The organism is Streptomyces sp. NPDC044061, from assembly GCF_056434305.1.
This window is the reverse complement of record NZ_JBWKFL010000001.1, coordinates 134,813-158,752: the sequence shown is the minus strand read 5'-3', so window position 1 is coordinate 158,752 and position 23,940 is coordinate 134,813. Positions and strand designations below refer to the sequence as shown.

The 23,940-nt window shown below is 72.4% G+C and carries 25 protein-coding genes and 2 pseudogenes; 17 read left to right on the top strand and 10 right to left on the bottom strand.

The window, feature by feature from the left end:
- Positions 1-195: 195 nt before the first annotated feature.
- Positions 196-471: pseudogene (locus AC07CM_RS00725) on the bottom strand (LLM class F420-dependent oxidoreductase); the annotation flags it as partial.
- Positions 472-656: 185 nt separating this feature from the next.
- Between AC07CM_RS00725 and AC07CM_RS00720 the strand changes: the two are divergent.
- The 13 genes from AC07CM_RS00720 (at position 657) to AC07CM_RS00660 (ending at position 10,326) form a co-directional block, all read left to right on the top strand.
- Positions 657-2,132, top strand: coding sequence for an NAD(P)/FAD-dependent oxidoreductase (locus tag AC07CM_RS00720; RefSeq protein ID WP_478874127.1), 1,476 nt, complete (start codon positions 657-659; stop codon positions 2,130-2,132).
- Positions 2,129-3,976 carry a transketolase gene (locus AC07CM_RS00715; RefSeq protein WP_478874126.1) on the top strand — a complete coding sequence of 616 codons (1,848 nt, stop codon included), beginning with the start codon at positions 2,129-2,131 and terminating at the stop codon, positions 3,974-3,976. The genes AC07CM_RS00720 and AC07CM_RS00715 overlap by 4 nt, the downstream gene beginning before the upstream one ends.
- Positions 3,973-4,917 (top strand): non-homologous end-joining DNA ligase, encoded by a 945-nt coding sequence (gene ligD, locus AC07CM_RS00710; RefSeq protein WP_478874125.1) that lies wholly within the window; start codon positions 3,973-3,975, stop codon positions 4,915-4,917. Before AC07CM_RS00715 ends, ligD begins: the two co-directional genes overlap by 4 nt.
- Before the next feature lie 103 nt (positions 4,918-5,020).
- Positions 5,021-5,410 carry a gas vesicle protein GvpO gene (locus tag AC07CM_RS00705; protein ID WP_478874124.1) on the top strand — a complete coding sequence of 130 codons (390 nt, stop codon included), beginning with the start codon at positions 5,021-5,023 and terminating at the stop codon, positions 5,408-5,410.
- 70 nt (positions 5,411-5,480) lie between these two features.
- Positions 5,481-5,903, top strand: coding sequence for a gas vesicle structural protein GvpA (locus tag AC07CM_RS00700; protein WP_478874123.1), 423 nt, complete (start codon positions 5,481-5,483; stop codon positions 5,901-5,903).
- The gene (locus AC07CM_RS00695) at positions 5,900-6,670 is read left to right on the top strand and encodes a GvpL/GvpF family gas vesicle protein (RefSeq protein ID WP_478874122.1); all 771 of its coding nucleotides are present in this window, start codon (positions 5,900-5,902) and stop codon (positions 6,668-6,670) included. Before AC07CM_RS00700 ends, AC07CM_RS00695 begins: the two co-directional genes overlap by 4 nt.
- Before the next feature lie 29 nt (positions 6,671-6,699).
- On the top strand, positions 6,700-6,963 hold the full coding sequence (locus tag AC07CM_RS00690) for a gas vesicle protein GvpG (protein WP_478874121.1): 264 nt from the start codon (positions 6,700-6,702) through the stop codon (positions 6,961-6,963).
- Positions 6,960-7,565 carry a DNA primase gene (locus AC07CM_RS00685; RefSeq protein ID WP_478874120.1) on the top strand — a complete coding sequence of 202 codons (606 nt, stop codon included), beginning with the start codon at positions 6,960-6,962 and terminating at the stop codon, positions 7,563-7,565. Before AC07CM_RS00690 ends, AC07CM_RS00685 begins: the two co-directional genes overlap by 4 nt.
- Positions 7,562-8,701 carry an SRPBCC family protein gene (locus AC07CM_RS00680; RefSeq protein ID WP_478874119.1) on the top strand — a complete coding sequence of 380 codons (1,140 nt, stop codon included), beginning with the start codon at positions 7,562-7,564 and terminating at the stop codon, positions 8,699-8,701. The genes AC07CM_RS00685 and AC07CM_RS00680 overlap by 4 nt, the downstream gene beginning before the upstream one ends.
- The gene (locus AC07CM_RS00675) at positions 8,698-9,054 is read left to right on the top strand and encodes a gas vesicle protein (RefSeq protein WP_478874118.1); all 357 of its coding nucleotides are present in this window, start codon (positions 8,698-8,700) and stop codon (positions 9,052-9,054) included. Before AC07CM_RS00680 ends, AC07CM_RS00675 begins: the two co-directional genes overlap by 4 nt.
- The gene (locus tag AC07CM_RS00670) at positions 9,051-9,821 is read left to right on the top strand and encodes a GvpL/GvpF family gas vesicle protein (protein ID WP_478874117.1); all 771 of its coding nucleotides are present in this window, start codon (positions 9,051-9,053) and stop codon (positions 9,819-9,821) included. Before AC07CM_RS00675 ends, AC07CM_RS00670 begins: the two co-directional genes overlap by 4 nt.
- Positions 9,818-10,036, top strand: coding sequence for a gas vesicle protein (locus tag AC07CM_RS00665; RefSeq protein WP_478874116.1), 219 nt, complete (start codon positions 9,818-9,820; stop codon positions 10,034-10,036). Before AC07CM_RS00670 ends, AC07CM_RS00665 begins: the two co-directional genes overlap by 4 nt.
- Entirely contained in the window at positions 10,033-10,326 is a 294-nt protein-coding gene (locus tag AC07CM_RS00660; RefSeq protein ID WP_478874115.1) for a gas vesicle protein K, read from the top strand. The genes AC07CM_RS00665 and AC07CM_RS00660 overlap by 4 nt, the downstream gene beginning before the upstream one ends.
- A gap of 70 nt (positions 10,327-10,396) precedes the next feature.
- On the opposite strand, the gene AC07CM_RS00655 is transcribed toward AC07CM_RS00660, so the two are convergent.
- Both AC07CM_RS00655 and AC07CM_RS00650 read right to left on the bottom strand, forming a co-directional pair.
- Positions 10,397-11,218, bottom strand: a complete 822-nt coding sequence (locus AC07CM_RS00655; protein WP_478874114.1) for a class I SAM-dependent methyltransferase — start codon at positions 11,216-11,218, stop codon at positions 10,397-10,399.
- A 124-nt stretch (positions 11,219-11,342) separates the two neighbouring features.
- On the bottom strand, positions 11,343-12,830 hold the full coding sequence (locus tag AC07CM_RS00650; protein WP_478874113.1) for a phosphatase PAP2 family protein: 1,488 nt from the start codon (positions 12,828-12,830) through the stop codon (positions 11,343-11,345).
- 79 nt (positions 12,831-12,909) lie between these two features.
- Here AC07CM_RS00650 and AC07CM_RS00645 point away from each other — a divergent pair, with 79 nt between their 5' ends.
- The 3 genes and pseudogenes from AC07CM_RS00645 (at position 12,910) to AC07CM_RS00635 (ending at position 15,677) form a co-directional block, all read left to right on the top strand.
- Positions 12,910-13,566, top strand: coding sequence for a histidine phosphatase family protein (locus AC07CM_RS00645; protein WP_478874112.1), 657 nt, complete (start codon positions 12,910-12,912; stop codon positions 13,564-13,566).
- Positions 13,567-13,608: 42 nt separating this feature from the next.
- Positions 13,609-15,228: an ABC-F family ATP-binding cassette domain-containing protein gene (locus tag AC07CM_RS00640; RefSeq protein WP_478874111.1), complete on the top strand. Its 1,620-nt coding sequence runs from the start codon at positions 13,609-13,611 to the stop codon at positions 15,226-15,228.
- Positions 15,229-15,399: 171 nt separating this feature from the next.
- Positions 15,400-15,677: pseudogene (locus AC07CM_RS00635) on the top strand (DUF6158 family protein).
- 68 nt (positions 15,678-15,745) lie between these two features.
- Here the strand turns inward: AC07CM_RS00635 and AC07CM_RS00630 are convergent.
- From AC07CM_RS00630 to AC07CM_RS00605, 6 genes are all read right to left on the bottom strand, one after another.
- A complete protein-coding gene (locus AC07CM_RS00630; protein WP_478874110.1) occupies positions 15,746-16,288 on the bottom strand; it encodes a type 1 glutamine amidotransferase domain-containing protein in 543 nt (180 codons plus the stop codon).
- Positions 16,237-16,950: a diguanylate cyclase gene (locus tag AC07CM_RS00625; protein ID WP_478874109.1), complete on the bottom strand. Its 714-nt coding sequence runs from the start codon at positions 16,948-16,950 to the stop codon at positions 16,237-16,239. Before AC07CM_RS00625 ends, AC07CM_RS00630 begins: the two co-directional genes overlap by 52 nt.
- Positions 16,947-17,324, bottom strand: a complete 378-nt coding sequence (locus tag AC07CM_RS00620; protein ID WP_478874108.1) for a DUF2795 domain-containing protein — start codon at positions 17,322-17,324, stop codon at positions 16,947-16,949. Before AC07CM_RS00620 ends, AC07CM_RS00625 begins: the two co-directional genes overlap by 4 nt.
- 162 nt (positions 17,325-17,486) lie before the next feature.
- Positions 17,487-18,707: a cytochrome P450 gene (locus AC07CM_RS00615; RefSeq protein ID WP_478874107.1), complete on the bottom strand. Its 1,221-nt coding sequence runs from the start codon at positions 18,705-18,707 to the stop codon at positions 17,487-17,489.
- 13 nt (positions 18,708-18,720) lie between these two features.
- A complete protein-coding gene (locus AC07CM_RS00610; protein WP_478874106.1) occupies positions 18,721-20,115 on the bottom strand; it encodes an NAD(P)/FAD-dependent oxidoreductase in 1,395 nt (464 codons plus the stop codon).
- Positions 20,112-20,339 (bottom strand): ferredoxin, encoded by a 228-nt coding sequence (locus AC07CM_RS00605; RefSeq protein ID WP_478874105.1) that lies wholly within the window; start codon positions 20,337-20,339, stop codon positions 20,112-20,114. Before AC07CM_RS00605 ends, AC07CM_RS00610 begins: the two co-directional genes overlap by 4 nt.
- Positions 20,340-20,745: 406 nt before the next feature.
- On the opposite strand from AC07CM_RS00605, the gene AC07CM_RS00600 reads away from it, so the two are divergent.
- Positions 20,746-21,648 (top strand): aldose 1-epimerase family protein, encoded by a 903-nt coding sequence (locus AC07CM_RS00600; protein ID WP_478874104.1) that lies wholly within the window; start codon positions 20,746-20,748, stop codon positions 21,646-21,648.
- A 24-nt stretch (positions 21,649-21,672) separates the two neighbouring features.
- Here the strand turns inward: AC07CM_RS00600 and AC07CM_RS00595 are convergent, their stop codons facing one another.
- Positions 21,673-23,472, bottom strand: coding sequence for a thiamine pyrophosphate-requiring protein (locus tag AC07CM_RS00595; protein ID WP_478874103.1), 1,800 nt, complete (start codon positions 23,470-23,472; stop codon positions 21,673-21,675).
- Positions 23,473-23,940: the final 468 nt, after the last annotated feature.

Genomic DNA, 23,940 nt, shown 5'->3' with positions numbered 1-23,940 from the left:
TCCACAAACCCCCCCCACCCCCCCCTCCGTACGTTGGGATCCGACCTACCCCCCCCCCCCACCCCACGAGCCCCACGCCTGCGCGCCCGGCGGCCCGCCCCCCCCCCCCCCCCCCCCCCTCGGCCACCCGCCGAGCTGCCCTACCCGCCGAACCGCGGCAGCACCTTCGAGCGGTAGAAGTCGAAGACCCCCGTGCACCGCGCTGGTCGCCGCGGCCTGCGCCGGCACCGCCGGGTGGATGCGTACGGTCGGGCAGGTCACGGCCGTCTCGATGGGCAGTGAGACCGGCTCCGACAGTGCGCCGATCACCGACCGGACGAACGGGATCCGCCCCTGCGCGTCGTTCCACGGGTGACAGTGGCCGGAGATCCACAACGCCTGGAAGCCGGCCTGTTCGGCCATGCGGGCCTGTTCGATCGGTCCGGCCGGGCCGTGCTCCTCGCAGGACAGGAAGCAGCCGTGCTCGGGCATGGGGGAAACCATCCGCGCGACCGAACGGTCGGGGTCGGGACTGCCGGGGTCCCGGGCCGGGTGACCCCCGCGGATCGGGCGAAACGCGGGCCCGGCACGGCGTCCGGGTGAGCGGCACGGCGTTTGGGTGGCCCGGCGCCGGTTACGCGGAACACCTGGGAGAGCCACACCGCCGGAGGCACACCGTGAGTCGACCACGTGTCGTGATCGTCGGCGCCGGTTTCGCCGGGTACCGGGCTGCCCGCACCCTCGCCCGCGTGACCCGGGGCCGAGCCCACATCACGCTGCTCAACCCCACCGACTACTTCCTGTACCTGCCCCTGCTGCCCCAGGTGTCCGCCGGGATCCTGGAGGCCCGCAGGGTCACCGTGTCGCTGCCCGGCACCCTGCGCCGGGTGCGGCTGGTGCTCGGCGAGGCCGGCCGCGTCGACCTGGACGGGCGCACCGTGCACTACACCGACCCCGAGGGCGGCACCGGCCGCCTCGGCTACGACCGGCTGGTGCTGGCCGTCGGCAGCGTCAACAAACTGCTGCCGATCCCCGGGGTCGCCGAGCACGCGCACGGTTTCCGGGGTCTGCCCGAGGCGCTGTACCTGCGCGACCACGTCACCCGGCAGGTGGAGCTGGCCGCCGCCTCCGACGACCCGGCAGACCGTGCCGCGCGCTGCACCTTCGTCGTGGTCGGCGCGGGCTACACCGGCACCGAGGTGGCCGCGCAGATGCAGATGCTCACCGACAGCCTCGCGCGCCGGCACCTGCCCGGTGCGGCACGGCCGCGCTGGATGCTGCTCGACATCGCGCCGCGGGTACTGCCGGAGATGGACGAGCGGCTCTCCCGCACCGCCGACCGCGTGCTGCGGGCGCGCGGCGTCGACGTACGGATGGGGACCTCCGTGAAGGAGGCCACCGGTGACGGGGTACTGCTCACCGACGGCGAGTTCGTCGAGTCGCGGACCCTGGTGTGGTGCGTCGGGGTCCGGCCCGATCCACTGGTCGAGGCCGTCGCGCAGCCGCTGGAGCGGGGACGGCTGATCGTCGACCCGTATCTCCGGGTGCCGGGCCGCGCCGAGGTATTCGCCTGCGGCGACGCGGCGGCCGTGCCGGATCTGGAGCACCCGGGCGCCTTCACACCGATGACGGCCCAGCACGCCTGGCGGCAGGGCAGGGTGGCCGGCGAGAACGTGGCCGCCTCGCTCGGCCTGGGCCGGCGGCGGCGCGCCTACCGTCACCGCGACCTGGGCTTCGCCGTCGACCTCGGTGGCGTACGGGCCGCCGCCAACCCGCTCGGCATCCCGCTGTCCGGCCTGCCGGCCGGCGTGGTCACCCGCGGCTACCACCTGGCCGCGCTGCCCGGCAACCGTGTCCGCGTCGCCGCCGACTGGCTGCTGGACGCCGTACTCCCGCGCCAGGGCGTGCAGTTGGGCCTCGTGCGGTCCTGGTCGGTGCCCCTGGACACGGCGTCACCGGAGATCGCCCGCGTGCCGGGCGGCCCACGAGCGGCGGGCGAACGCTCCGGGAGCGGGCCCGGCGGTGAGCCGCCCGGTAAGCGGCCACCTACCCGGCGCCCCGACCACCCCGCCCCGGGCCCCGTGGCGCGCGGCGACGCGCCGGACCCCGGGGACCACCGGAACTCCACCGACTTGGCAGAAGGAGACATATGAACACCGACGAACTCACCGAATTCGGCCAGCAGTTGCGCGTGGACAGCGTGCGGGCCGCCGCCGCGGCGGGATCCGGGCACCCGACCTCCTCGATGTCCGCCGCCGATCTCATGGCCGTCCTGCTCGCGAACCACCTCCGCTACGACTTCGAGCGCCCCGAACACCCCGCCAACGACCGCTTCGTGCTGTCCAAGGGACACGCCTCGCCCCTGCTGTACGCCGCCTACAAGGCGGCCGGCGCCGTCGAGGACGGTGAGCTGATCACCTTCCGCAAGCTCGGCAGCCGCCTCGAAGGGCACCCGACCCCGCGCAGGCTGCCCTGGGTGGAGACGGCCACCGGTTCGCTCGGCCAAGGTCTGCCGGTCGGTGTCGGCATCGCCCTCGCCGGAAAGCGGCTGGACCGCGTCGGCTACCGCGTGTGGGTGCTGTGCGGGGACAGCGAGCTGGCCGAGGGCTCGGTGTGGGAGGCCGCCGAACACGCCTCGTACGAGCACCTGGACAACCTCGTCGCGATCGTGGACGTCAACCGGCTCGGCCAGCGCGGGCCCACCCGGCACGGCCACGACCTGGACGCCTACGCCCGCCGCTTCCAGGCCTTCGGCTGGCACACCATCGAGATCGACGGGCACGACATCGACAAGATCGACCGTGCGTACGGCGAGGCGCTGTCGACGACCGGGCAGCCCACGGTGATCCTCGCCCGCACCCTCAAGGGCAAGGGCGTCGCCGCGGTCGAGGACCGCGAGGGCCTGCACGGCAAGCCCCTGCCCGAGGCCGAGGAGGCCATCGCCGAACTCGGCGGCCCGCGTGAGCTGCGGATCCACGTCGGAGAGCCGCCCGCCGCCGCTGCCCTCCGCTCCGTCACCACCGAGGTCATCCAGCTGCCGCGCTTCGACCGGGGCGAGGAGGTCGCCACCCGGGACGCCTTCGGCAAGGCGCTCGCCGCGCTCGGCACCGCCCGCGGCGACGTGGTGGCGCTGGACGGCGAGGTCGGCGACTCCACCCGCACCGAGATGTTCGCCAAGGAGCACCCCGACCGCTTCTTCGAGTGCTACATCGCCGAACAGCAGCTCGTCGCGGCGGCCGTCGGTATGGCGACGCGCGGCTGGGTGCCGTACGCCGCGACCTTCGCCGCCTTCTTCAGCCGCGCCCACGACTTCGTGCGAATGGCGTCGATCAGCGGTGCCGGGCTCAACCTGGTCGGCTCGCACGCGGGCGTCGAGATCGGCCAGGACGGGCCCTCGCAGATGGGCCTGGAGGACCTGGCGATGTTCCGGTCCGTGTACGGCTCGACCGTGCTCTACCCGTGCGACGCCAACCAGACCACCCGGCTGGTCGCGGGCATGGCCGGACTCGACGGCATCCGCTATCTGCGCACCTCGCGCGGCAAGAGCCCGGTGATCTACGGCCCGGAGGAGGAGTTCCCGGTCGGCGGCAGCAAGGTGCTGCGCTCCAGCGAGGAGGACCGGCTGACGGTCGTCGCGGCCGGGGTCACCGTGCACGAGGCGCTGGCCGCCGCCGACCGGCTCGAGCAGCAGGGAATCCGGGTCCGGGTGGTCGACCTGTACTCCGTCAAGCCCGTCGACGCCGAGACCCTGCGCCGGGCCGCAGAGGAGACCGGCTGTCTGATGACCGTCGAGGACCACCACGAGGAGGGCGGCCTCGGCGACGCGGTCGCGGAGGCGTTCGGCGACGGCCGCCCCGTGCCGCGCCTGGTCCGGCTCGCGGTGCGCACCATGCCGGGCTCGGCCGCGCCCGACGAGCAGCTGCACGCGGCCGGCATCGACGCCGCGGGCATCGCGGCCGCGGCGAAGCTCCTGGTCGAGGAGGCGGTCGTGGGATGACCAAGGACCCTGGCGACGGCACGCGGACGATACGCGCGGGCCGCCGCACGGTGGAGATCCAGCGGCCCGGGAAGGTGCTCTTCCCGGGCGGCGGGGACGCCAAGGAGTTCACCAAGGGCGACCTCGCCGACTACTACCACTCCGTGGCGCCGTACCTGCTGCCGCAGCTGCGGGGCCGCCCGCTGATGCTGGAGCGCCACCCGGACGGCCTCGACGGTCCCCGCTTCATGCAGAAGAACACCCCGGAGCACTATCCGGACTGGATCACCCGGGCCGAGGTCGCCAAGGAGGGCGGCACGGTGACGCACGTCGTGTGCGACGACACCGCCACCCTGCTGTACCTCGCCGACCAGGCCTGCGTCACCCTGCACCGCTGGCTCTCCCGCACCGACCGGGCCGCCGGCCCGGACCACCCCGACCGGCTCGTCCTCGACCTCGACCCTCCCGGCGACGACTTCGCCGCCGTCCGGCGGGCCGCCGTACGGCTCCACGAGCTGCTGGACGAGCTGGGCCTGCCCAGCGCGCCGATGACCACCGGCTCGCGCGGGCTCCACCTCGTCGTCCCGCTCGACGGACGCCACGACTTCGACGACGTACGCGGCTTCGCCCGCGAGGTCGCCGAGTTCGCCGAGGCGGCGGACCCCGACCGGCTGACCACCGCGGCCCGCAAGAGCGAACGCGGCGACCGCCTCTACCTCGACGTGCAGCGCAACGCCTACGCGCAGACGGCTGTCGCCCCCTACACCGTCCGCGCCCTGCCCGGCGCCCCCGTGGCCGTGCCGCTGACCTGGGAACAGCTGGACGAGTCCGGCCTGGACGCGCGCCGCTGGACCATCGCCGACGCCGTCGACCAGGCCCACACCGACCCCTGGTCCGGCCTGCCGGTCCGAGGCCGCGCCCTCGGACCCGCCCGGCGCCGGCTCGCCGAGCTGCGCGGCTGATCCCGCCACCCCGCTGACCACCTCGAACGCACCGCGTGCCGGATGCATGCCCCCACAAAGGTTTGGCCAAGGAAGGAGCGGCCACCCGCAGGGAGAGGTGGCCATGTCGAACACAAGGAACACATCAGAGTCACAAGACGACACCACACAGTCACAAGAATCACGGGACCCCCAGAGCACGAAGGAGTCCCACCACAAGACGGAGAAGGACGCGGAGCAGCGGCCCACCCCCATGGAGGTGCTGCGCCAGGCGCGCACCCAACTCGCCGAACTCACCGGTCTCGCCCCGGAGTCGGTGTCCTCCTTCGAGCAGTCCGAGGACGGATGGACGCTCGAGGTGGAGGTCCTCGAACTCGCCCGGGTGCCGGACACGATGAGCCTGATGGGGAGTTACCAGGTCGACCTCGACCCGGAGGGGCAGCTCACCGGGTACCGGCGCGTTCGCCGGTACGAGCGCGGGCGGGCCGACGCGCGCAGTCCGGGCGGCCGATAAGCCGCCCGCCCGCGGACCGCGTTCCCGGACACACAGCGCATCAGACCGTTCACAAGGAGGAGCAGCCGGCATGACCGTTGTACCGGCACAGCAGACCGGCGGCGGAGGCGGCAGCAGCGGCCTCTACGACGTCCTCGAGCTCGTACTCGACAGGGGGCTCGTCATCGACGCCTTCGTGCGTGTCTCCCTCGTCGGCATCGAGATCCTGAAGATCGACGTCCGGGTCGTCGTGGCCAGCGTCGACACCTACCTGCGCTTCGCCGAGGCGTGCAACCGCCTCGACCTCGAGGCCGGGCCGCGCAAGAGCCCGGGCCTGCCCGAGATCGTCGGTGAAGTCACCGAGTCCGGCGCGCGCGGGAAGTCCAAGGGCGCCCTGTCCGGCGCCGCGCAGACCGTGTCCGACGCCTTCAAGCAGGCCCGTGACGAGGGCCAGGCCGAGGAGCGGCCGCGTCCGCGCAAGTCCACGGCCCGCCGGAAGGAGGAGCAGGAGTGAGTACGTACGTCTACGGGATCACCGCACGTTCCCACCCGGCGCTCCCGGAGGGCATGACCGGCGTGGGCGAGACGCCCCTCACGGTGCGTGTGCTCACGGCCGGTGAGCTGTCGGCCGTGGTCAGTGACGCCCCCGAGGATCTGCGCCCCAAGCGCAGGGACCTGCTCGCGCACCAGAACGTGCTCGCCGAGACCGGCGCGGGCGGCTGTGTGCTCCCGATGCGCTTCGGCAGCGTCGCGACCGACGACGACGCCGTCACCCAGGTGCTCACCGAGCGCGCGGAGCACTACCGGGAGCGACTGCGGGAGCTGGACGGCAAGGTCGAGTACAACGTCAAGGCCAGCCATGTCGAAGAGGCCGTCCTGCACCTCGTGATGGCCGAGGGCGCGGAGCTGCGCTCCCTCGCCGAGGCCAACCGCCTTTCCGGCGGCGGCAGTTACGAGGACAAGATCCGCCTGGGCGAGATGGTCGCGGCCGCCGTCAAGGCCAAGGAGGCCGAGGACGCCACCGAGGTCCAGAGCCTGCTGTCCCCCGCGGCCGCCGCCGTGAGTGTGGGCCCCGAGTCCACCGGCTGGCTGCTCAACGTCTCGTTCCTGGTCGACCGGGGCTCCGCCGAGTACTTCCTGGCCGCCGTCGAGCAGGTGCGCAAGAGCCACGCCCATCTCGAGCTGCACGTCAATGGACCGCTGCCGCCGTACAGCTTCGTCGAGCCCGGCCCCGCCGAGCCCGCGAGCAGCGCGGCCGGCGGCGCCGCCGACGCGCAGTAGCGGACGGGCCCGAACGGAAGGAGAACACCGTGGGACTGATCAGCGAGGTGCTGCTCCTGCCGTTCGCACCCGTGCGCGGCAGCGCGTGGGCGATCAGACAGGTGCTCCACGAGGCGGAACGGATCTACTACGACCCCGCCACCGTACGGGCCGAACTCGCCCGCCTCGAAGAGCAGCTGGAGGCGGGCGAGATCACTGAGGAGGAGTTCGACCGGCTCGAGGACGAACTGCTCGACCGGCTGGAGATCGGCATGCGCTCCGGCCAATCCACTGGCGACGGGACGGCATCATGAATCGAACGACACTCGGCCTCGCGGTAGGGGCCGGATACCTGCTGGGACGCACGAAGAAAATGAAAATGGCCCTGGCGGTCGGCTCCCTGGTGGCGGGCAAGAAGCTGAACCTGGGCCCGCGCGCCCTGGGCGAGCTGGTGCAGCAGCAGCTGCGGGACAACCCGCAGTTCAAGGAGATAGGCGACCAGCTGCGCGAGGACCTGCGGGGTGTCGGCAAGGCCGCGTCCGGGGCCATGGCCGAGCGGCAGATGAACGCGCTCGCCGACCGGCTGCACGGCCGTACCACCGAGGTGCGCGACCGGCTCTCCGGGGTGGTGCCCGGCGGCGGCTCCGACGACTCGGCGGAGGAGCCGCGGGACGACGGCCGGGACGACAACGGCGACGACGAGGCCACCTCCGAGGCCCGTCAGGAGGAGCGGCCCCGCAAGAAGGCGGCCGACAAGGCCCCGCCGAAGAAGCCCTCCGCCAAGAAGGCGGCCTCGAAGGCTCCGGCCAAGAAGACGGCGGCGGCCCGCAAGGCGGCCGCGAAGAAGACGGCCGCGGCCGGCGGCGGCAGCCGTGGCGGCCGGTCCCGGCGGTCGAAGGGCGGCGATGACCGATGACGTCGGAGACTCTCGGATCCGCGACGTCCGCGGCCGGCAAGGCCACGGGCGCCGCCAAGAACAACCCGGTGACCGATCTCGCCCACAGCGAGGCCGCCGACCGACTGAAGGCGGAGGTGCAGGAGTACCTGACCGCACAGGGCGAACGGCTGCTGACCGGCCTCGGCCGCAAGCTCGGGGAGACCACGGTCAAGCTCAACGACATCGCCGAGGGCAACAGCCCGGGCTTCGCGAAGCTGGCGCTCGACGGCGGACGCAGGCTCGCAGAGGGCCAGGGCCCGCTGCGCTCCATGCTGGGAGCCGGCTTCTCCCACGCCAAGGAGAACGTGATGGAGGCGGTGAAGAACCTCGGGGGCGGCAAGGGCAAGCGCAAGGGCGGCGGGGGCAACAAGCCCACCGTGATCATCGAGTCCGTCGACGTGGGCGTGCCGCTGCGCACGGCGTACGACCAGTGGACGCAATACCAGGACTTCAGCACCTTCGCCAAGGGCGTCAAGAGCGCGAACCGCGCCGACGACACCCAGTCGGACTGGCAGGCGAAGATCTTCTGGTCCAACCGCAGCTGGAAGGCCCACACCACCGAGCAGCTGCCCGACTACCGCATCCAGTGGACGTCGGAGGGCGCCAAGGGCAGTACGAAGGGCGTCGTGTCCTTCCACTCGCTCGGGGACAACCTCACCCGCGTCCTGCTGGTCATCGAGTACTACCCGAGCGGCCTGTTCGAGAAGACCGGCAACATCTGGCGCGCCCAGGGCCGCCGGGTCCGCCTGGACCTGAAGAACTTCGCCCGCTTCATCACGCTCAAGGGCGAGGCGGAGGACGGCTGGCGCGGTGAGATCCGCGACGGCGAGGTCGTCCGCAGCCATGAGGACGCGGTCGCCGAGGAGGAGCAGGAGTCCCAGGAGCCCGAGGAGGAGGGCGAGGAGGCCGAGGAGCCGTACGAGGACGAAGAAGAGGGCGAAGAAGGCGAAGAAGGCGAGGCCGAGGGCGAAGAGTACGAGAACGAGAACGAGAACGAGGAGGAAGAGGAAGAGGACGAGGACGAGGAGCCCTACGGCGAGGAGGCCTCGGCCGAGGACGAGGAGTACGAGGAGGAAGAGGAGCCCGAGTACGCCGGGGGCGGGAGCCGTCGATGACGACCCCCAGCCGGTTCCCCGAGCCGTCCAGCCGGTTTCCCGAGCCCTACGGCCACAGCAGCGGTGCCAACCTCGCCGACATCCTGGAGCGCGTGCTCGACAAGGGCATCGTGATCGCGGGCGACATCAGGATCAACCTCCTCGACATCGAGCTGCTCACCGTCAAGCTCCGGCTCATCATCGCCTCGGTCGACAAGGCCAAGGAGATGGGCATTGACTGGTGGGAGACCGACCCCGCCCTCTCCTCGCGCGCCCGCCAGGACGCGCTCACCCGGGAGAACGCCGAACTCAGGGAACGGCTGACGCGTCTCGAGGAGCTGGCACCCGGCAGTGTGCCGAAGGAGGCCCCATGACCGGACTGCGGTACGTCTACGCCGTCTGCCACCCCCTCGGTGCGCCCCTGCAGGCCGAGCTGACGGGCATCGGGGGCGCTCCGCCCGCGCTGCTGCACCACCACGGGCTGGTCGCGGTCGTCAGCACGGTCCCGGAGAGCGACTTCTGCGAGGAGGCGCTGCGGGCCCGCCTGGAGGACCTCGACTGGCTGTCCGCCACCGCCCGTGCCCATCAGGGCGTGATCGACGCGCTCACCACCGTCACCACCCCGCTGCCCCTCCGGCTCGCGACGGTCTTCCGGGACGACAGCGGGGTGCGCACGATGATCGAGGCCCGCGAGGACGACTTCCGGCGCATCCTCGGCCGGCTGGAGGGCCGGGTCGAGTGGGGCGTGAAGGTGTACCTGGAGAGCGAGCAGGGCGAGGTCACCGAACCCGCCGCCCCGTCCGCGGCGGCGCGACCCGCCAGCGGGCGGGACTATCTGCGCCGGCGGCGTGAGTCGACGCACGCGCACGAGGAGAAATGGCGCACCGCCGAGACGTTCGCCCAACGGCTGCACGAGCGGCTCTCCGCGCGCGCGGAGGATTCCCGGCTGCACCCGCCGCAGAACTCCGCGCTGTCCGGCCTGCCGGGCCGGAACCTGCTCAACGCCGCCTATCTGGTGCGCCGCGCGGACTCCGAGGAGTTCGTGGAGATGGTGGACCGTACGAAGGACGAGGTGCCGGGAATCCGTGTCGAACTCACCGGCCCCTGGGCCGCCTACTCGTTCAGCGGGGAGGAAGCGTGACCGTCGTCGAACGCCGTGAGATCGCCCTGGTCGACCTGCTCGACCGGCTGCTGGCCGGCGGGGTCGTCATCACCGGCGACATCACGTTGCGGATCGCGGACGTCGACCTCGTGCGCATCGACCTGAACGCGCTGATCAGTTCGGTGAACGAGTCGGTTCCCTCGCCCTTCGAGCTGCTGCCCGCCGCCCGGCCGGGGATCGGGGAGCCCCGATGACGACACACCGGACGGGCCGCAACCGGCTCGACCTGGAACCCGACACGGTCGAGCGCGATCTGGTGAAACTCGTTCTCACCGTGGTGGAGCTGCTGCGGCAGCTGATGGAGCGGCAGGCGGTGCGCCGCTTCGACACCGGCGAGCTGACCGAGGAGCAGGAGGAGCGGATCGGGCTCACCCTGATGCTCCTGGAGGAGCGGATGGCGGAGCTGCGCGAGCGCTACGGCCTGCGGCCCGAGGACCTGAACCTGGACCTCGGGCCGCTGGGACCGCTGCTTCCCCGCGAGTGACCGCTGCTTCCTGCATCCCCGCCGACGACCGCCGCCGTCCCGCGAACGAGCCGGAGCCCGGCTCAGGGGCTCAGGCCGCCTTGCGGCACAGGATCTCCCCGTGCAGCACCGCGAACCAGCCGTCCTCGCGCCGACCCCAGTCGCGCCACGCCCCGGACACCGCCCGCAGGAGTTCCGGTGTCGCGTGGCCGCCCTCGGTGGCCCGCCCGGCGTACGCCGAGGCGAGGGTGCGGTCCGCCCACAGGCCGCTCCACCAGGCCCGCTCCTCGGGTGTGGCGAACGTCCAGGTGCTCGTGGTGGCGGTGACATCGCTCAGGCCGGCGGCCAGCGCCCAGGCCTTCAGCCGGCGCCCGGCGTCGGGTTCGCCCCCGTTGGCGCGGGCGACGCGCTCGTACAGGTCCAGCCAGTCGTCCAGGCCCGGCACCGCCGGGTACCAGGTCATCGCCGCGTAGTCGGCGTCGCGGACGGCGATGAACCCGCCCGGTCTCGTCACCCGGTGCATTTCGCGCAGCGCCTGCACCGGGTCGCCTACGTGCTGGAGCACCTGGTGGGCGTGGACCACGCAGAACGTGTCGTCCGGGTAGTCCAGGGCGTGGACGTCGGCGACCGCGAAGTCCACGTTCGCCAGGCCCCGCCGGGCGGCGGTCTCCCGGGCCCGGTCCAGGATGCCGGGCGCGTGGTCGACGCCGCTGACATGGCCGTCGGGCACCAGTTCCGCCAGGTCGGCCGTGATGGTGCCCGGGCCGCAGCCGATGTCCAGGATCCTCATGTGGGGCTTGAGCACACCGAGCAGATACGCCGCGGAGTTGGCGGCGGTCCGCCAGGTGTGCGACCGCAGCACCGACTCGTGGTGCCCGTGCGTGTAGACGGCGGTCTCCTGCGCTTTCGGCATGGCTGTGCCCCTTCGCCCCTCGTCGACGGACCGGCCGGGAGGCCGAGCGGCCCCCTGGCGCGGTACGTCGAACGGTACGCCCCCATGCCGGAATGTGAGACCCGCGTTTCAGGATGTGGATACTTCAGGAGAGGGGCCGGTACACCGTCAGCGCCTCCGGCAGCTTCTCCACCAGCACGTCACCGCCGACCTCGGTGACCTCGCCGTCGTAGGCCAGCGGCGTCCCCGGGGCGAGTCCGGTCAGCCGCAGCCGGGTCAGCTGCACCGCCGCATGGGCCGGGGAGCGGGTCAGCGGGCCGGCCGCCGCCGCTGCCAGCAGCCGCAGCGCGGGCTTGCGGTTGCCGTGCACGACCCGCACGTCCAGCAGCCCGTCCGCCAGGTCCGTACGGCGCCCCGGAGCGAGCCCCATCCGGTGGTAGACACCGTTGCCCACGAACAGCAGCCACAGCGGGCGGCGCCGCCCGCCGAGCACGACCTCCAGCGGATGCCGGTCGGCCCGCAGCACCTTCAGCGCGCCGAGCACCCCGGCCGGCCAGCCGCCGATCCGGGAGGACCAGTGCTCCCGTACGCGCACCAGCTCCGGGTAGACGCCCAGGCTGAAGGTGTTGAGGAAGATGCCCTCCAGGTCGCCGACGGCGAACCGGCCAACGTCCACCCGGACCGCCTCGCCCCGGCGAACGGCGTCGGCCGCCTTGCGCTCGTCCTCCAGACGCAGGTCGTAGGCGAAGTGGTTGAGCGTGCCTCCGGGCAGCACCGCCAGCGGCAGTTCGTGCCGCAGCGCGACCGCGGCCGCCGCGTTCACCGTCCCGTCGCCCCCGCACACCCCGAGCGCCCGCGCCCGCGCGGCCGCCTTCTCCAGCTCGGCCGGCACGTCCTCGGGTTCGCACTCCAGGACCTCGGCCCCGGGCAGCGCCTCCCGCAGGATCCGCACCCGGTCGGAGCTGCCCGAAGCACGGTTGGCGACGACCACCAGGCCGTCGCCCTCGGGCAGCGCCGCCACCCGGGCCCGCGGCCGCGGCGGCGGGGTGACCTGGGCGCGGGTCGGCACCAGGCCCCGGACGGCGAACGCCGCCCCCGCGCCCAGCGCCGCCCCAGCGAGCACGTCACTCGGGAAGTGCACGCCCGTGTAGACCCGGGACATGGCCACGGAGAACGCCACGGGCGCCACCACCGCTCCCCAGGCCGGCGACTCCAGGGCCACGCCGGTCGCGAAGGCGGCGGCCGAGGCGGAGTGACCCGAGGGGAAGGACGTGGTGATCGGCTGCCGCTTCAGCTGCCGGGTCAGCGGCACCGGATCCAGCACCGGGCGGGCACGGCGCACCGACCGCTTGCCGAGCGTGTTGATGGTCAGGGAGGCCAGGCTCAGGGAGGCGATGCCGCGGACGGCGGCCCGCCGGGCCCGCGGGGTACGGCTGGCGGCGATCGCGGCCGCGGCCGCGAACCACAGCACCCCGTGGTTCGCGCTCCGGCTCAGCCGCGGCAGCACCCGCTCGGCACCGGGCCAGTGCCGTGCGGCGGCCGTCTCGAACAGCCGGGCGTCGGCGTCGAGCAGCCATCGCAGGGTGCGCCGGCCGGTCTTCGGGACAGCGGTCAGGTCGACGTCTGGGCTCATGGGGTGCGGTTACCCTGAAGCAGGCATTTCTTGTGCCCGTGTACGCCGAAGGCCTGACCCGACCCGGGAGGAACCCCGGATGCGCCTGCTCCTCGTCCGCCACGGCCAGACCCCGTCCAACCTGCACCATCTGCTGGACACCGGCGCACCGGGACCGGGCCTGACCCCGCTCGGCGAGCGGCAGGCCGCCGCCCTGCCCGAGGCGCTCGCCGACGAGGACATCGAGGCCGTCTACGCCTCACCCCTGCTGCGCACCCGGCTCACCGCCGCCCCGCTGGCCGCCGTCCGCGGCCTGGAGGTGCTGGTCCGCGCCGGCATCCGCGAGGTGTCCGCGGGCGACCTTGAGATGCGGCCCGGCGACTCCCCGGAGGGCCGGCTGTACATGCGCACGGTGTTCGCGTGGGCGGCCGGTGACCCCGCGCTCAGGATTCCCGGCGGGGAGAGCGGCGAGGAGGCCCTGACCCGGTACGACGCCGTCGTCGCCGAGGCCGCCGCGAGCGGCGCGGCCGCCGTCGCCATGATCAGCCACGGCGCCGCCGTCCGCATGTGGACCGCCGCCCGCGCCGCCAACGTCGACGTGGCCTTCGCCGCCGCCCGCCCGCTGAGCAACACCGGCGTGGTGGTCCTGGAGGGGTCGCCGGGCGACGGGTGGAAGGCGCTGTCCTGGGAGGGTGCCACCGTCGTACCGGCGGGGGAGGGCGGCCCGGCGGGCGAACCGGTGGACGCGGCCGGATAAGCGTTTGCCCACACTCGCAGGCTCCGCACAGAATGCCTCCCCATGGGACATCTGGAAGCCGCGCACCTCGAGTACCACCTCCCCGACGGGAGGACGCTGCTCGGCGATGTCTCCTTCCGGGTCGGCGAGGGCGCCGCCGTCGCCCTGGTCGGCCCCAACGGCGCGGGCAAGACCACCCTGCTCCGGCTGATCTCCGGGGAGCTGAAACCGCACGGCGGCACGGTCACCGTCAGCGGCGGCCTCGGCGTGATGCGCCAGTTCGTGGGCTCCGTACGGGACGAGACGACCGTACGCGACCTGCTCGTCTCAGCCGCCCCGCCCCGCATCCGGGAGGCGGCGGCAGCCGTGGACGCGGCCGAGCACGCCATCATGACGGTCGACGACGAGGCGGCCCAGCTGCGATACGCCCAGGCCCTCTCCGACTGGGCGGAGGCACGCGGCTACGAGGCCGAGACCCTGTGGGACATGTGCACCACGGCAGCGCTCGGCATGCCCTACGAGCGGGCGCAGTGGCGGCAGGTGCGCACCCTCTCCGGCGGCGAGCAGAAACGCCTCGTCCTGGAGGCGCTGCTGCGCGGCACCGACGAGGTGCTGCTGCTCGACGAGCCGGACAACTACCTGGACGTCCCCGGCAAGCGGTGGCTGGAACAGCAGCTGCGGGAGACCCGCAAGACGGTCCTGTTCGTCTCCCACGACCGTGAACTCCTCGCCCGCGCCGCCGAGAAGATCGTCTCCGTGGAGCCCGGCCCGGCCGGCGCCGACGCCTGGGTGCACGGCGCCGGCTTCGCCACCTACCACGAGGCCCGCCGCGAACGCTTCGCCCGCTTCGAGGAGTTGCGCCGCCGCTGGGACGAGAAGCACGCCCAGCTGAAGAAGCTCGTACTGAATCTGCGCCAGGCCGCCGCCGTCAGCCACGAGATGGCCTCCCGCTACCAGGCCGCACAGACCCGCCTGCGCAAGTTCGAGGAGGTGGGCCCGCCGCCCGAGCCGCCGCGCGAGCAGGACATCACCATGCGCCTGAAGGGCGGCCGCACCGGCGTGCGGGCCGTCACCTGCGCGGGCCTGGAACTGACCGGCCTGATGCAGCCCTTCGACCTGGAGGTCTTCTACGGCGAACGGGTCGCCGTCCTCGGCTCCAACGGCTCGGGCAAGTCGCACTTCCTGCGGCTGCTGGCTGGCGAGGAGGTGGCGCACAGCGGGGCGTGGAAGCTCGGCGCGCGGGTCGTTCCCGGCCACTTCGCCCAGACCCATGCCCACCCCGAGCTGCGGGGCCGTACCCTGCTCGACATCCTGTGGAAGGAGCACTCCCAGGACCGGGGCGCGGCCATGTCCCGGCTGCGCCGCTACGAGCTGACCGGCCAGGCCGAACAGCACTTCGACCGGCTCTCCGGCGGCCAGCAGGCCCGCTTCCAGATCCTGCTGCTGGAACTCCAGGGGGCCACCGCACTGCTGCTGGACGAACCGACCGACAACCTCGACCTGGAGTCCGCCGAGGCCCTCCAGGAGGGTCTGGAGGCCTTCGACGGCACGGTCCTCGCGGTCACCCACGACCGCTGGTTCGCCCGCTCCTTCGACCGCTTCCTGGTCTTCGGCAGCGACGGCCGGGTCCGCGAGACACCGGAGCCCGTCTGGGACGAACGCCGCGTGGAACGGGCCCGGTAGCCCCGCCGGGGTCACGACGGCGGCACGTGCCGCCGTCCGCGCCCGGTGCCGAGGTTATGCGGAGGCCCAGGGACCGGGATGTTCGTACAGTGGGTTCAGGAACGCGAGCTCCATGGCTCCCTCCCGGAAAACGCTCGGGGGCAGTGCATGCCGGGCGGGTACCCGAACCGCATACACGAACACGACGAGCGGGGAACACCATGACCGGAGTCGACCCCAGCCGACTGGACGACCAGCAGCTCATGAAAGAGCTGGAGACGATCCACCGCACGCGCCACGACACCCTCCTGTACGGCTCGAACGACGCGCTGCGGGCCCACAACGAGCGCATGGCGCAGCTCGAGGGCGAGTACCTGCGCCGCAACCCGCGCCGGCTGGTCAGCGCGGGCCGCACCCGCGAGGGCGCCCGTGAGCGTGGCTGCGGCGAGGCGGCGACTCCGGGCACCTGAGGCGACCCCACGCAAAGGGCCGGCCCGCGTCACCGCGGGCCGGCCCCGGCAGGGTGCGGGCCGGTCGGTCAGCCCGGCTCCCCCGCGAACACGTGCACGAACGTGTCGCAGAACGCCTTGAGATCATCCGGTTTACGGCTGGTGACGAGCTGGTTGGAGCCGTGGTCGCAGATCTTCACCCGCTCGTCCACCCAGGTGCCGCCCGCGTTGCGGATGTCCGTGCGCAGGCTCGGCCACGACGTCAGCACCCGCCCCCGTACGACGTCGGCCTCCACCAGCGTCCACGGTGCGTGGCAGATCGCGGCGACCGGGCGGCCCTGTTCGAAGAAGTCCTTGACGAACGCCACGGCCTTCTCGTCCATCCGCAGAAAGTCCGGATTGGCCACCCCGCCCGGCAGGACCAGCCCGCCGAACGCCTTCGCCGACGCCTCACCGACCACCTCGTCCACCGGGAACGTGTCCGCCTTGTCGAGATGGTTGAACGCCTGGATCTTCCCCGACCGCGTCGACACCAGCACCGGCTCGTGGCCGGCCGATTCGGCCGCCTTCCACGGCTCGGTCAGCTCGACCTGCTCGACGCCCTCGGGTGCCACCAGAAACGCGATTCGCATGACTTCTCACTTTCCTTCCCCGGCGCGCCCGGCGGCCTTCCCGGCCGCGCACGCCGCTTCCTCGCCCCGGCCGCGCGCCGGCAGCGCAGCAGCTCCTCGCCGTACGGCAGGAGCACGCAGGCGCCGATCGCGAGGCCGATGCCGGCCAGATAGCCGGGCGACAGCGGGCGCCGGCGCGGCACCAGGCGCCAGGCGTCCGCATCACCGCCCCCGCGCCGCAGCAGCGACCGCACCTGGTCGGAGTGCAGGCACATCAGCGAGATCAGCGCGCCGAACGGCAGTGCCTCCAGAAAGCTGTGGATGTGCTGCTCCAGCGGCTTGACCTCGCGGTCGCTGTCCACGGCGGTGCGGACGTCCCACAGTGCCGTCGCCTCGTGCACCGCCGCCGCGCCGAGCTGCACGGTCAGCAGCAACGGGTTGACCTCGTAGCGCAGGGTCAGTGCGATCGGCACGCCCACCTCGGCCATCATCAGGGAGTGGATCAGGGACTCCTTCGTCCCCGCCGTGTCCTCGATCCGGGTACGCCGGTGCAGCGCCCAGTCCGCCAGACCGGGCGCGAACCAGCCGGGCAGCAGCCCGTACAGCAGAAACCGAGTGGTGGCCTCCCCGACGTCGACGGTGGTGCCTGTCGCGGCGATCTCCGCGGCCTGGCCCCGGCTCACTCGCCGCCCGCCAGCGCCTCGGCCAGCTGCTGGACGTTGGTGTAGCGCTCGGAGCGCGGCAGCCGGGCCACCGCGTCGACGAGCGTGCCGGGCGCGTTGCCGCGGCGCAGGGTCCGGGCCACCTCCGCGGCGGTCGCCGGGAACGCGTGCCGGCCCAGGTTCCGGGCCAGCTCCAGCCGCACCCGTTCCAGGGACGCCGGCGATCCCAGGCCGCCCACCGGCCCGCTCCAGACCTCCGGGTCGTCGTCGGCGGCCGGCTCCGGATCGTGCCACTCCTCGACGCGCGTGGGGTGCCCGGATCGGAGCAGCCCCTTCAGCTCGTGCTTCATCTCGTCGTCCCGGTGGACGTTCAGCCGGTCACTGCCTCGCTGCATGTCTCCCTCCACTTCCTCGGGGGGTTTCGAGGTCCCCTCGGAGTTCCTCGGGGTCCGCACCGCGTACCCGGCGCCCCGAGGGCCGACACCGGATCCGACGGCCGGAAACCGGCCTTTCGCGTCGGACGAGGCGAAGGAGTCCGGAATGCCGTCACTGTCGTGTCAACCGTCGCCCTGTTCGATGTGCAGATGGATCGGACCGCGAAGCACGGGGCTGCGCCGGTACGGCGGCGGGTCCGCGACCAGTTTGGGCCGGTCGAGGCGGCGTACCAGCTCGGTCAGGGCGATCTGGGTTTCCAGCCGGGCCATCGGGCCGCCGAAGCACAGGTGGATGCCGCTGCCGAAGCCGAGGTGCTGGTTGTCCCGCCGGTCGGGGTCGAAGCGGTCGGGCTCGTGGAAGCGGCTCGGATCGCGGCTGCCCGACGCCAGCATCAGCATGATCTGCGCTCCCCTGGGGATGACGGTGTCGGCGACGGTGATGTCGCTGTACGCCGCCCGCCAGGGAATGATGTGCACCGGGGGCTCGTAGCGGAGCAGTTCCTCGACCAGCGCCACCACCAGGCCCGGTTCGTCGCGCAGGCGCTGCAGCACCTGTGGGTGGCGCAGCAGGGTCAGCATGCCGTTGGTGATGAGGTTGACGGTGGTCTCGTGGCCGGCTATCAGCAGCAGGTGGGCGGTGGCGACGATGTCGTCGTCGGCCATCCGCCCGTCCGGCCCGTCGTCGTTGGCCATCCGTGTCAGCAGGTCGTCACCCGACCGGCCGTGGCGTTGCTCCAGCAGCCCGCCGAGGTATCGCTCCAGGTCCTTGCGGGCCTGCAGCCCGTTGTCCAGTTTTTCCTTCGGGTCGGTCTTCGGGTCGTAGTCGATCGATTCGATGATGTCGTTCACCCACACGCGGAACCTCGGTTCGTCCTCGCGCGGCACGCCGAGCAGGTGGCAGATCACGGTGACGGGGAACGGGTAGGCGAAGTCGTCGACGACGTCGATCTGCTCCTTGCCCGCGAAGTCGTCGATCAGACCGCCGACGGTGGCGGTCAGGTCGGGCTCCAGGCCGGTCACCAGCCCCGGGGTGTGCGGGGGGCCGAAGTGGCGCATCGCCATGCGCCGCAGGCGGTCGTGCTCGGGCGGGTCGATGTTGATGAACGACGGCGTGGTCGCTCCCGCGGCTGTGGGCATCGGATGCGACAGATTGCGGACGTCGGAGCTCAGGTGCGGGTTGTGCAGTATGTCTGCGAGCTCGCGATAGGTGCTGATGACGTAGCTGCCGTCCTCCTGCCGGGCCACCGGCGTCTCGCGCAGCTCTGCGTACAGCGGGTAGGGGTCGGCCCGGGAGGAGTAGTCGAGGATCCGGTGCAGCGTGTCGGGTGTCCGGGTCGTGGTCATCTCGCTCTCCCTCCTACCGGTGGTGCTGGTAAGCGGCCGTGACGCGCCGCTCACCCGGGTCGTGTCCGGTGACGACCACAGTGGCGCCTTGGGCGAGCAGTTGGGGGCCGGGGAAGTCGACGGGCACCGGCTTCATGTCGACGGGCTGGTCCGGCGTGGGGTTCGGCGGCGGGAAGGGAGCGGCCGTCTCGATCAACTGGCGGTAGTGGTCTAGCCACTTGGCGTTGTTGAAGCTCACCGCCGCGGTGACACGGCCTCGATAGCCGTACGCGGCCACGAAGCGGTGGTCGGACACCGACCCCTGGGTGACGACGACCTCGTCGGCGAAGGTCGGTACGCCGACGGACTTGATGTTGACGCCGAACTGGATGGACCAGAAAGCCGGGACGGACAGGTGGGGCCAGCGGTCCGCCTGGCCGCTGACCATGTTGTGCGCGGCGACCTCGGCCTGCTCCACGGCGTTGGCCCAGTGCTCGAGCGAGATGAGCCGGTACTCGTAGACCGGATTCGGGCAGCGCGCCACGTCTCCGGCGGCGAAGACGTCGTCGGTGATCAGGCCGTCGAGGGTGAGGGCCCGGCACCCCGTGTCACAGGCGATTCCCCAGACACCGGCCGCCAGCCCGGAGCCCCGCAGCCACTCGGTGTTGCGGATGCCCCCGAGTGCCACCACCGCCACGTCGGCGTCGATCGTGCTGCCGTCGTCGAAGTGAGCGCGGCGGAAGTGCCCCTGCGCGTCGCCCTCGAGCCGGGTGACCTTGACACCGCAGCGCAGGTCGACACCGTGAGCGCGCTGCATGTCCGACGCGATCTCACCGATCATGGCGCCGAGCGCTCCGACCAGGGGGGCCGGCGCGAGTTCGGCGACGGTCACCGGGATGTCGCGTTCGCGGCAGATGGAGGCGATCTCGGAGCCGGTGAATCCCGCCCCGATGACCAGGACGCGGGAAGGCCCGTCGGCGAGGGCCCGCTGCAGACCCTCGGCGTGCTCGCGCGTACGCACGACGAACACGCCGTCCAGAGCTGCCTCGCTCTCGACGAACCAGGGGCGGGCCCGCACCCCGGTGGAGATCAGCACCCGGTCGAAGGGAACCTCGCGCCCGTCGGCCAGCCGCACCTGATTGGCCGCCAGGTCCAGTCCACTGGCGGGCACGCCCAGCAGCCACTCCGCATCGATGTCACGACGCCGCGGCAGCGTGGTGCCGTCGGCCGGTATCCACCCGGTCAGTACCTGCTTGGACAGAGGTGGCCGGTCGTAGGGCTCGGCCGACTCGTCACCGATCATGGTCAATGATCCGGTGAAGCCCTCGGCGCGCAGCGCCTCCGCGGCCCGCAGCCCCGCCAGTGACGCCCCGACGACCACGATCCGGCCGTCACGCTTGAACGCGCGCAGCGTGTCGGCACTGGTCATGACGTCGACGCCTCCGCCGGTACGTCCCGTCCCTCCAGCTGGTCGACCAGGATCGCCTGGACCGGGCAGGCCGCCGCGGCGCGCAGCACCTGTTCGCGCCGGGCGTCGTCGGGGCTCGGGTCGTACATCAGCGCTTCCTCGCCGTGCATCCGGAACGCGTCCGGAGCCAGGAACGCGCACTGCGCGTACCCCTCGCATCGGGAAAGATCAACGACAACTCGCATCCCGACCTCCACAGGGAACTGCGGACCCGGAAGCCGGTGCCGCGCCGGCGCGCGAAGCGCGGGGCCGGCCTCGCGAGATCAAGGATGCGGCTCTTCCCGCCCCTGGGGGATGCGAGGGGGAGCACGGCGCTCGTCGGGTCTCCGCAGAGAGAAATCATCTTCGCCGACAAGGCGATTGGCGTTCCCTGGAGAACCGCCCAGAGAACCTGTCGTTCCTCTCGAAAGCCTATTCCGCGAGCACATCCCCCGCACTCCGGGCAACCCGCGGGTGCCTCGGTGAGCGAGACGATGCCGATGATCGGGCGACTCCGGTGGGTGAGTTCGGCAGACGGTGCGTGTCCCGCTTGCTCCGCCCACCGACTGCTCGCACTCTCGACACGTGTACGAGAGCCGGTCCGGACGTCAGGTGACACTGCGACACCGGGACCATGTCGCGGTCGTGGTGGAACTCGGCGCGGGACTGCGGTCCTACGCCGTGGGAGACCGGCAGGTGCTCGACGGGTTCGGCGCCGGGGACCGGATCACCGGAGGTCGCGGCCAGATCCTCGTGCCCTGGCCGAACCGCATCAGCGGCGGACGCTATCGATGGGGCACGCAGAACCTGCAACTGCCCCTGACCGAGCCGGAGCACGGGAACGCCATCCACGGACTCCTCCGCTGGACCTCATGGCAAGTGACCGAGTCGGACGGGAACCGGGCCGTGCTCGAGACCCGTGTGTGGCCGCAGCCGGGCTACCCGTTCCACCTCCGGGTCCGGGCGGAGTACGCCCTGGGCGACGAGGGCCTGGAGGTGGCTGTGACCTCGTGGAACCAAGGGGAGGACGCCGCGCCGTACGGCATCGGCCAGCACCCCTACCTCACCGTCGGCACCGCGACGATCGACGAGGCGCTGCTGACCGTGCCGGCCGATACCTGGCTGCGCACCGACGAGACGGGCCTTCCGGTGGCGCAGGAGCCGGTTTCCGGCACGCCCTACGACTTCCGTACCGCACGGGCCGTCGGCGGCGAGCCACTGGACACACCGTTCGGCTCTCTGCGGCGAGACGCGCACGGACGGGCGGTGGTCCGCCTCGCTCACCCCTCCGGCGGGCACGGCACGGATCTCTGGCTCGGCGAAGGCACGAACTACCTGCAGATCTACACCGGCGACACGCTCCCGGAAGCGGAGCGGCGTCGTGCGGTCGCCGTCGAACCGATGTCGTGCCCGCCCAACGCCTTCGCGACCGGTGACTCGGTCGTCGCCCTTGAACCGGGGGCGCACCACACGATGCGTTGGGGAATCACCCCCTGGGAAAGACTGACGACCTGACCGTGGCCGTGGCCCGGCCTTTCGTCAGTGGCGCTTGTCCCGGCTCGGCAGGAACTCCTGCACCTTCGCCTTCAGCCCCTGCTTGATCATCGAGCCGCGGTCCGCGTCGCCCTTGAGGATCGACGCGGCGGTCGCCTCCATCTGCTCCCAGGTGGCGTGCGGCGGGATCGGCGGCACGGCCGGGTCGGTGAGGAACTCGATCACGGCCGGTCCGTCGGCGTCCAGGGCCGCCCGCCAGCCCGCCTCGACGTCCTCGGGCTTCTCCACCCGGACCCCGGTCAGTCCCAGCGAACGGGCGAACGCCGCGTACTGCACGTCCGGGATCTCCTGGGACGGCAGGAAGGAGGGAGAGCCCTCCATCGCGCGCATCTCCCAGGTCACCTGGTTGAGGTCCCGGTTGTTCCACACGCCCACCACCAGCCGGGGATCCGACCAGCGGTCCCGGTACTTGGCCGCGGTGATCATCTCCGCGAGGCCGTTCATCTGCATCGCGCCGTCGCCGACCAGCGCGATCACCGGCCGGTCCGGGTGCGCGAACTTCGCGCCGATCGCGTACGGCACCCCCGGGCCCATCGTCGCCAGCGTCCCGGAGAGCGAGCCGCGCATGCCCGGCCGCATGGTGATGTGCCGGGCGTACCAGTTCGCGACGGAACCGGAGTCGGAGGTCAGGATCGCGTTGTCCGGCAGCAGCGGGTCCAGCGCCCGGGTCACGTACTCGGGGTTGATCGGGTCGGCCGCCAGGCCGGCCCGCCGCTCCATCGTGTCGTGCCAGCGTTTCACGTTCGCGCACACGGTGTCGTACCACTCGCGTCCGCCGCGGTCGGTCTCCAGCAGCGGGATCAGCCGCCGCAGGGTCGATCGCGCGTCGCCGACGAGGTTCACCTCGTAGGGGTAGCGCATGCCGACCATGTGCGGGTCGATGTCGATCTGCACCGCGCGCGCCTTGCCGAAGTCCGGCATGAACTGCGTGTACGGGAACGAGGAGCCGATGGTCAGCAGCGTGTCGCAGTCCCGCATCAGCTCGTACGACGGCCTGCTGCCCAGCAGCCCGATCGGCCCGGTGACGTACGGCAGCTCGTCGCTGAGGACGTCCTTGCCGAGCAGCGCCTTCGCGACGCCCGCGCCGAGCAGCTCGGCGATCTCCTGCACCTCCACGACCGCCCCCGCGGCACCCTGGCCGACCAGGATGGCCGGCTTGTCGCCGGCGTTCAGCACGTCCGCCGCCCGGCGCAGCGCCTCGTCCGACGGGACCGCCGTGTAGTCGCTCATGCCCAGGCTGGAGGGCACCATCTTGAACTCGTGCGTCGGCGCCGAGTACTCCAGCTCCTGCACATCGCCGGGGATGATCAGCGCGGTCGGGCAGCGCCGGGCGTAGGCCGTGCGGATCGCCCGGTCCAGCACGTTGGGCAGCTGCTCGGGCACCATCACCGTCTCGACGAACTCCGAGGCGACGTCCTTGAACAGCGTGTGCAGGTCCACCTCCTGCTGGTAGGAGCCGCCCATCGCGGTCCGGTTCGTCTGGCCCACGATCGCGAGCACCGGCACATGGTCCAGCTTGGCGTCGTACAGGCCGTTCAGCAGGTGGATCGCGCCCGGTCCGGAGGTCGCCGCGCACACCCCGAGCCGGCCGCTGAACTTCGCGTAGCCGACTGCCTCGAAGGCGGACATCTCCTCGTGCCGTGACTGGATGAAGCGCGGCTGGTCCTCGGCCCGCCCCCAGGCGGCGAGCAGCCCGTTGATGCCGTCCCCGGGATAGGCGAAGACCTGTTCAACGCCCCAGGCGCGCAGGCGTTCGAGGATGTGGTCGGAGACCTTGATGCTCATGGAGGGACCTCCCCGGTGCAGTGCGAAGCGAACGATCCGGTCAGCACCTACCGAGTCACCGGCACGGGGTGTGGAAAACCTGCGCACCGGGCCGGCGGCGTCCGTCGCGGGACGCTCGGCGACCGCGTCCCGGGGTCACCCGTTAGGCCGTTCGCGTCCCGCGAATGGGGTCCGGCCGCGCGCGGTGCGGCGCCCGACGGGCTGTCATGGCAGCGAGGGCCTGCCGGACAGGCCCCGGGGCACGACAGCCGTGTCCCGCGGCCGCAGCGCCGGTCGTCGTCTCCGCCGTACCGCCGAGGAGCCCGCCACATGCGCCGCACCGCTCGTGCCCTGTCCGTCACCGTCCTGGCCGGGGCCGCGCTCGTCATACCCGGGCCCGGGGGGGGGGGGGGGGGGGGGGGGGGGGGGGGGGGGGGGGGGGGGGGGGGGGGGGGGGGGGAGGGGAGGGGGGGGGGGGGGGGGGGCACC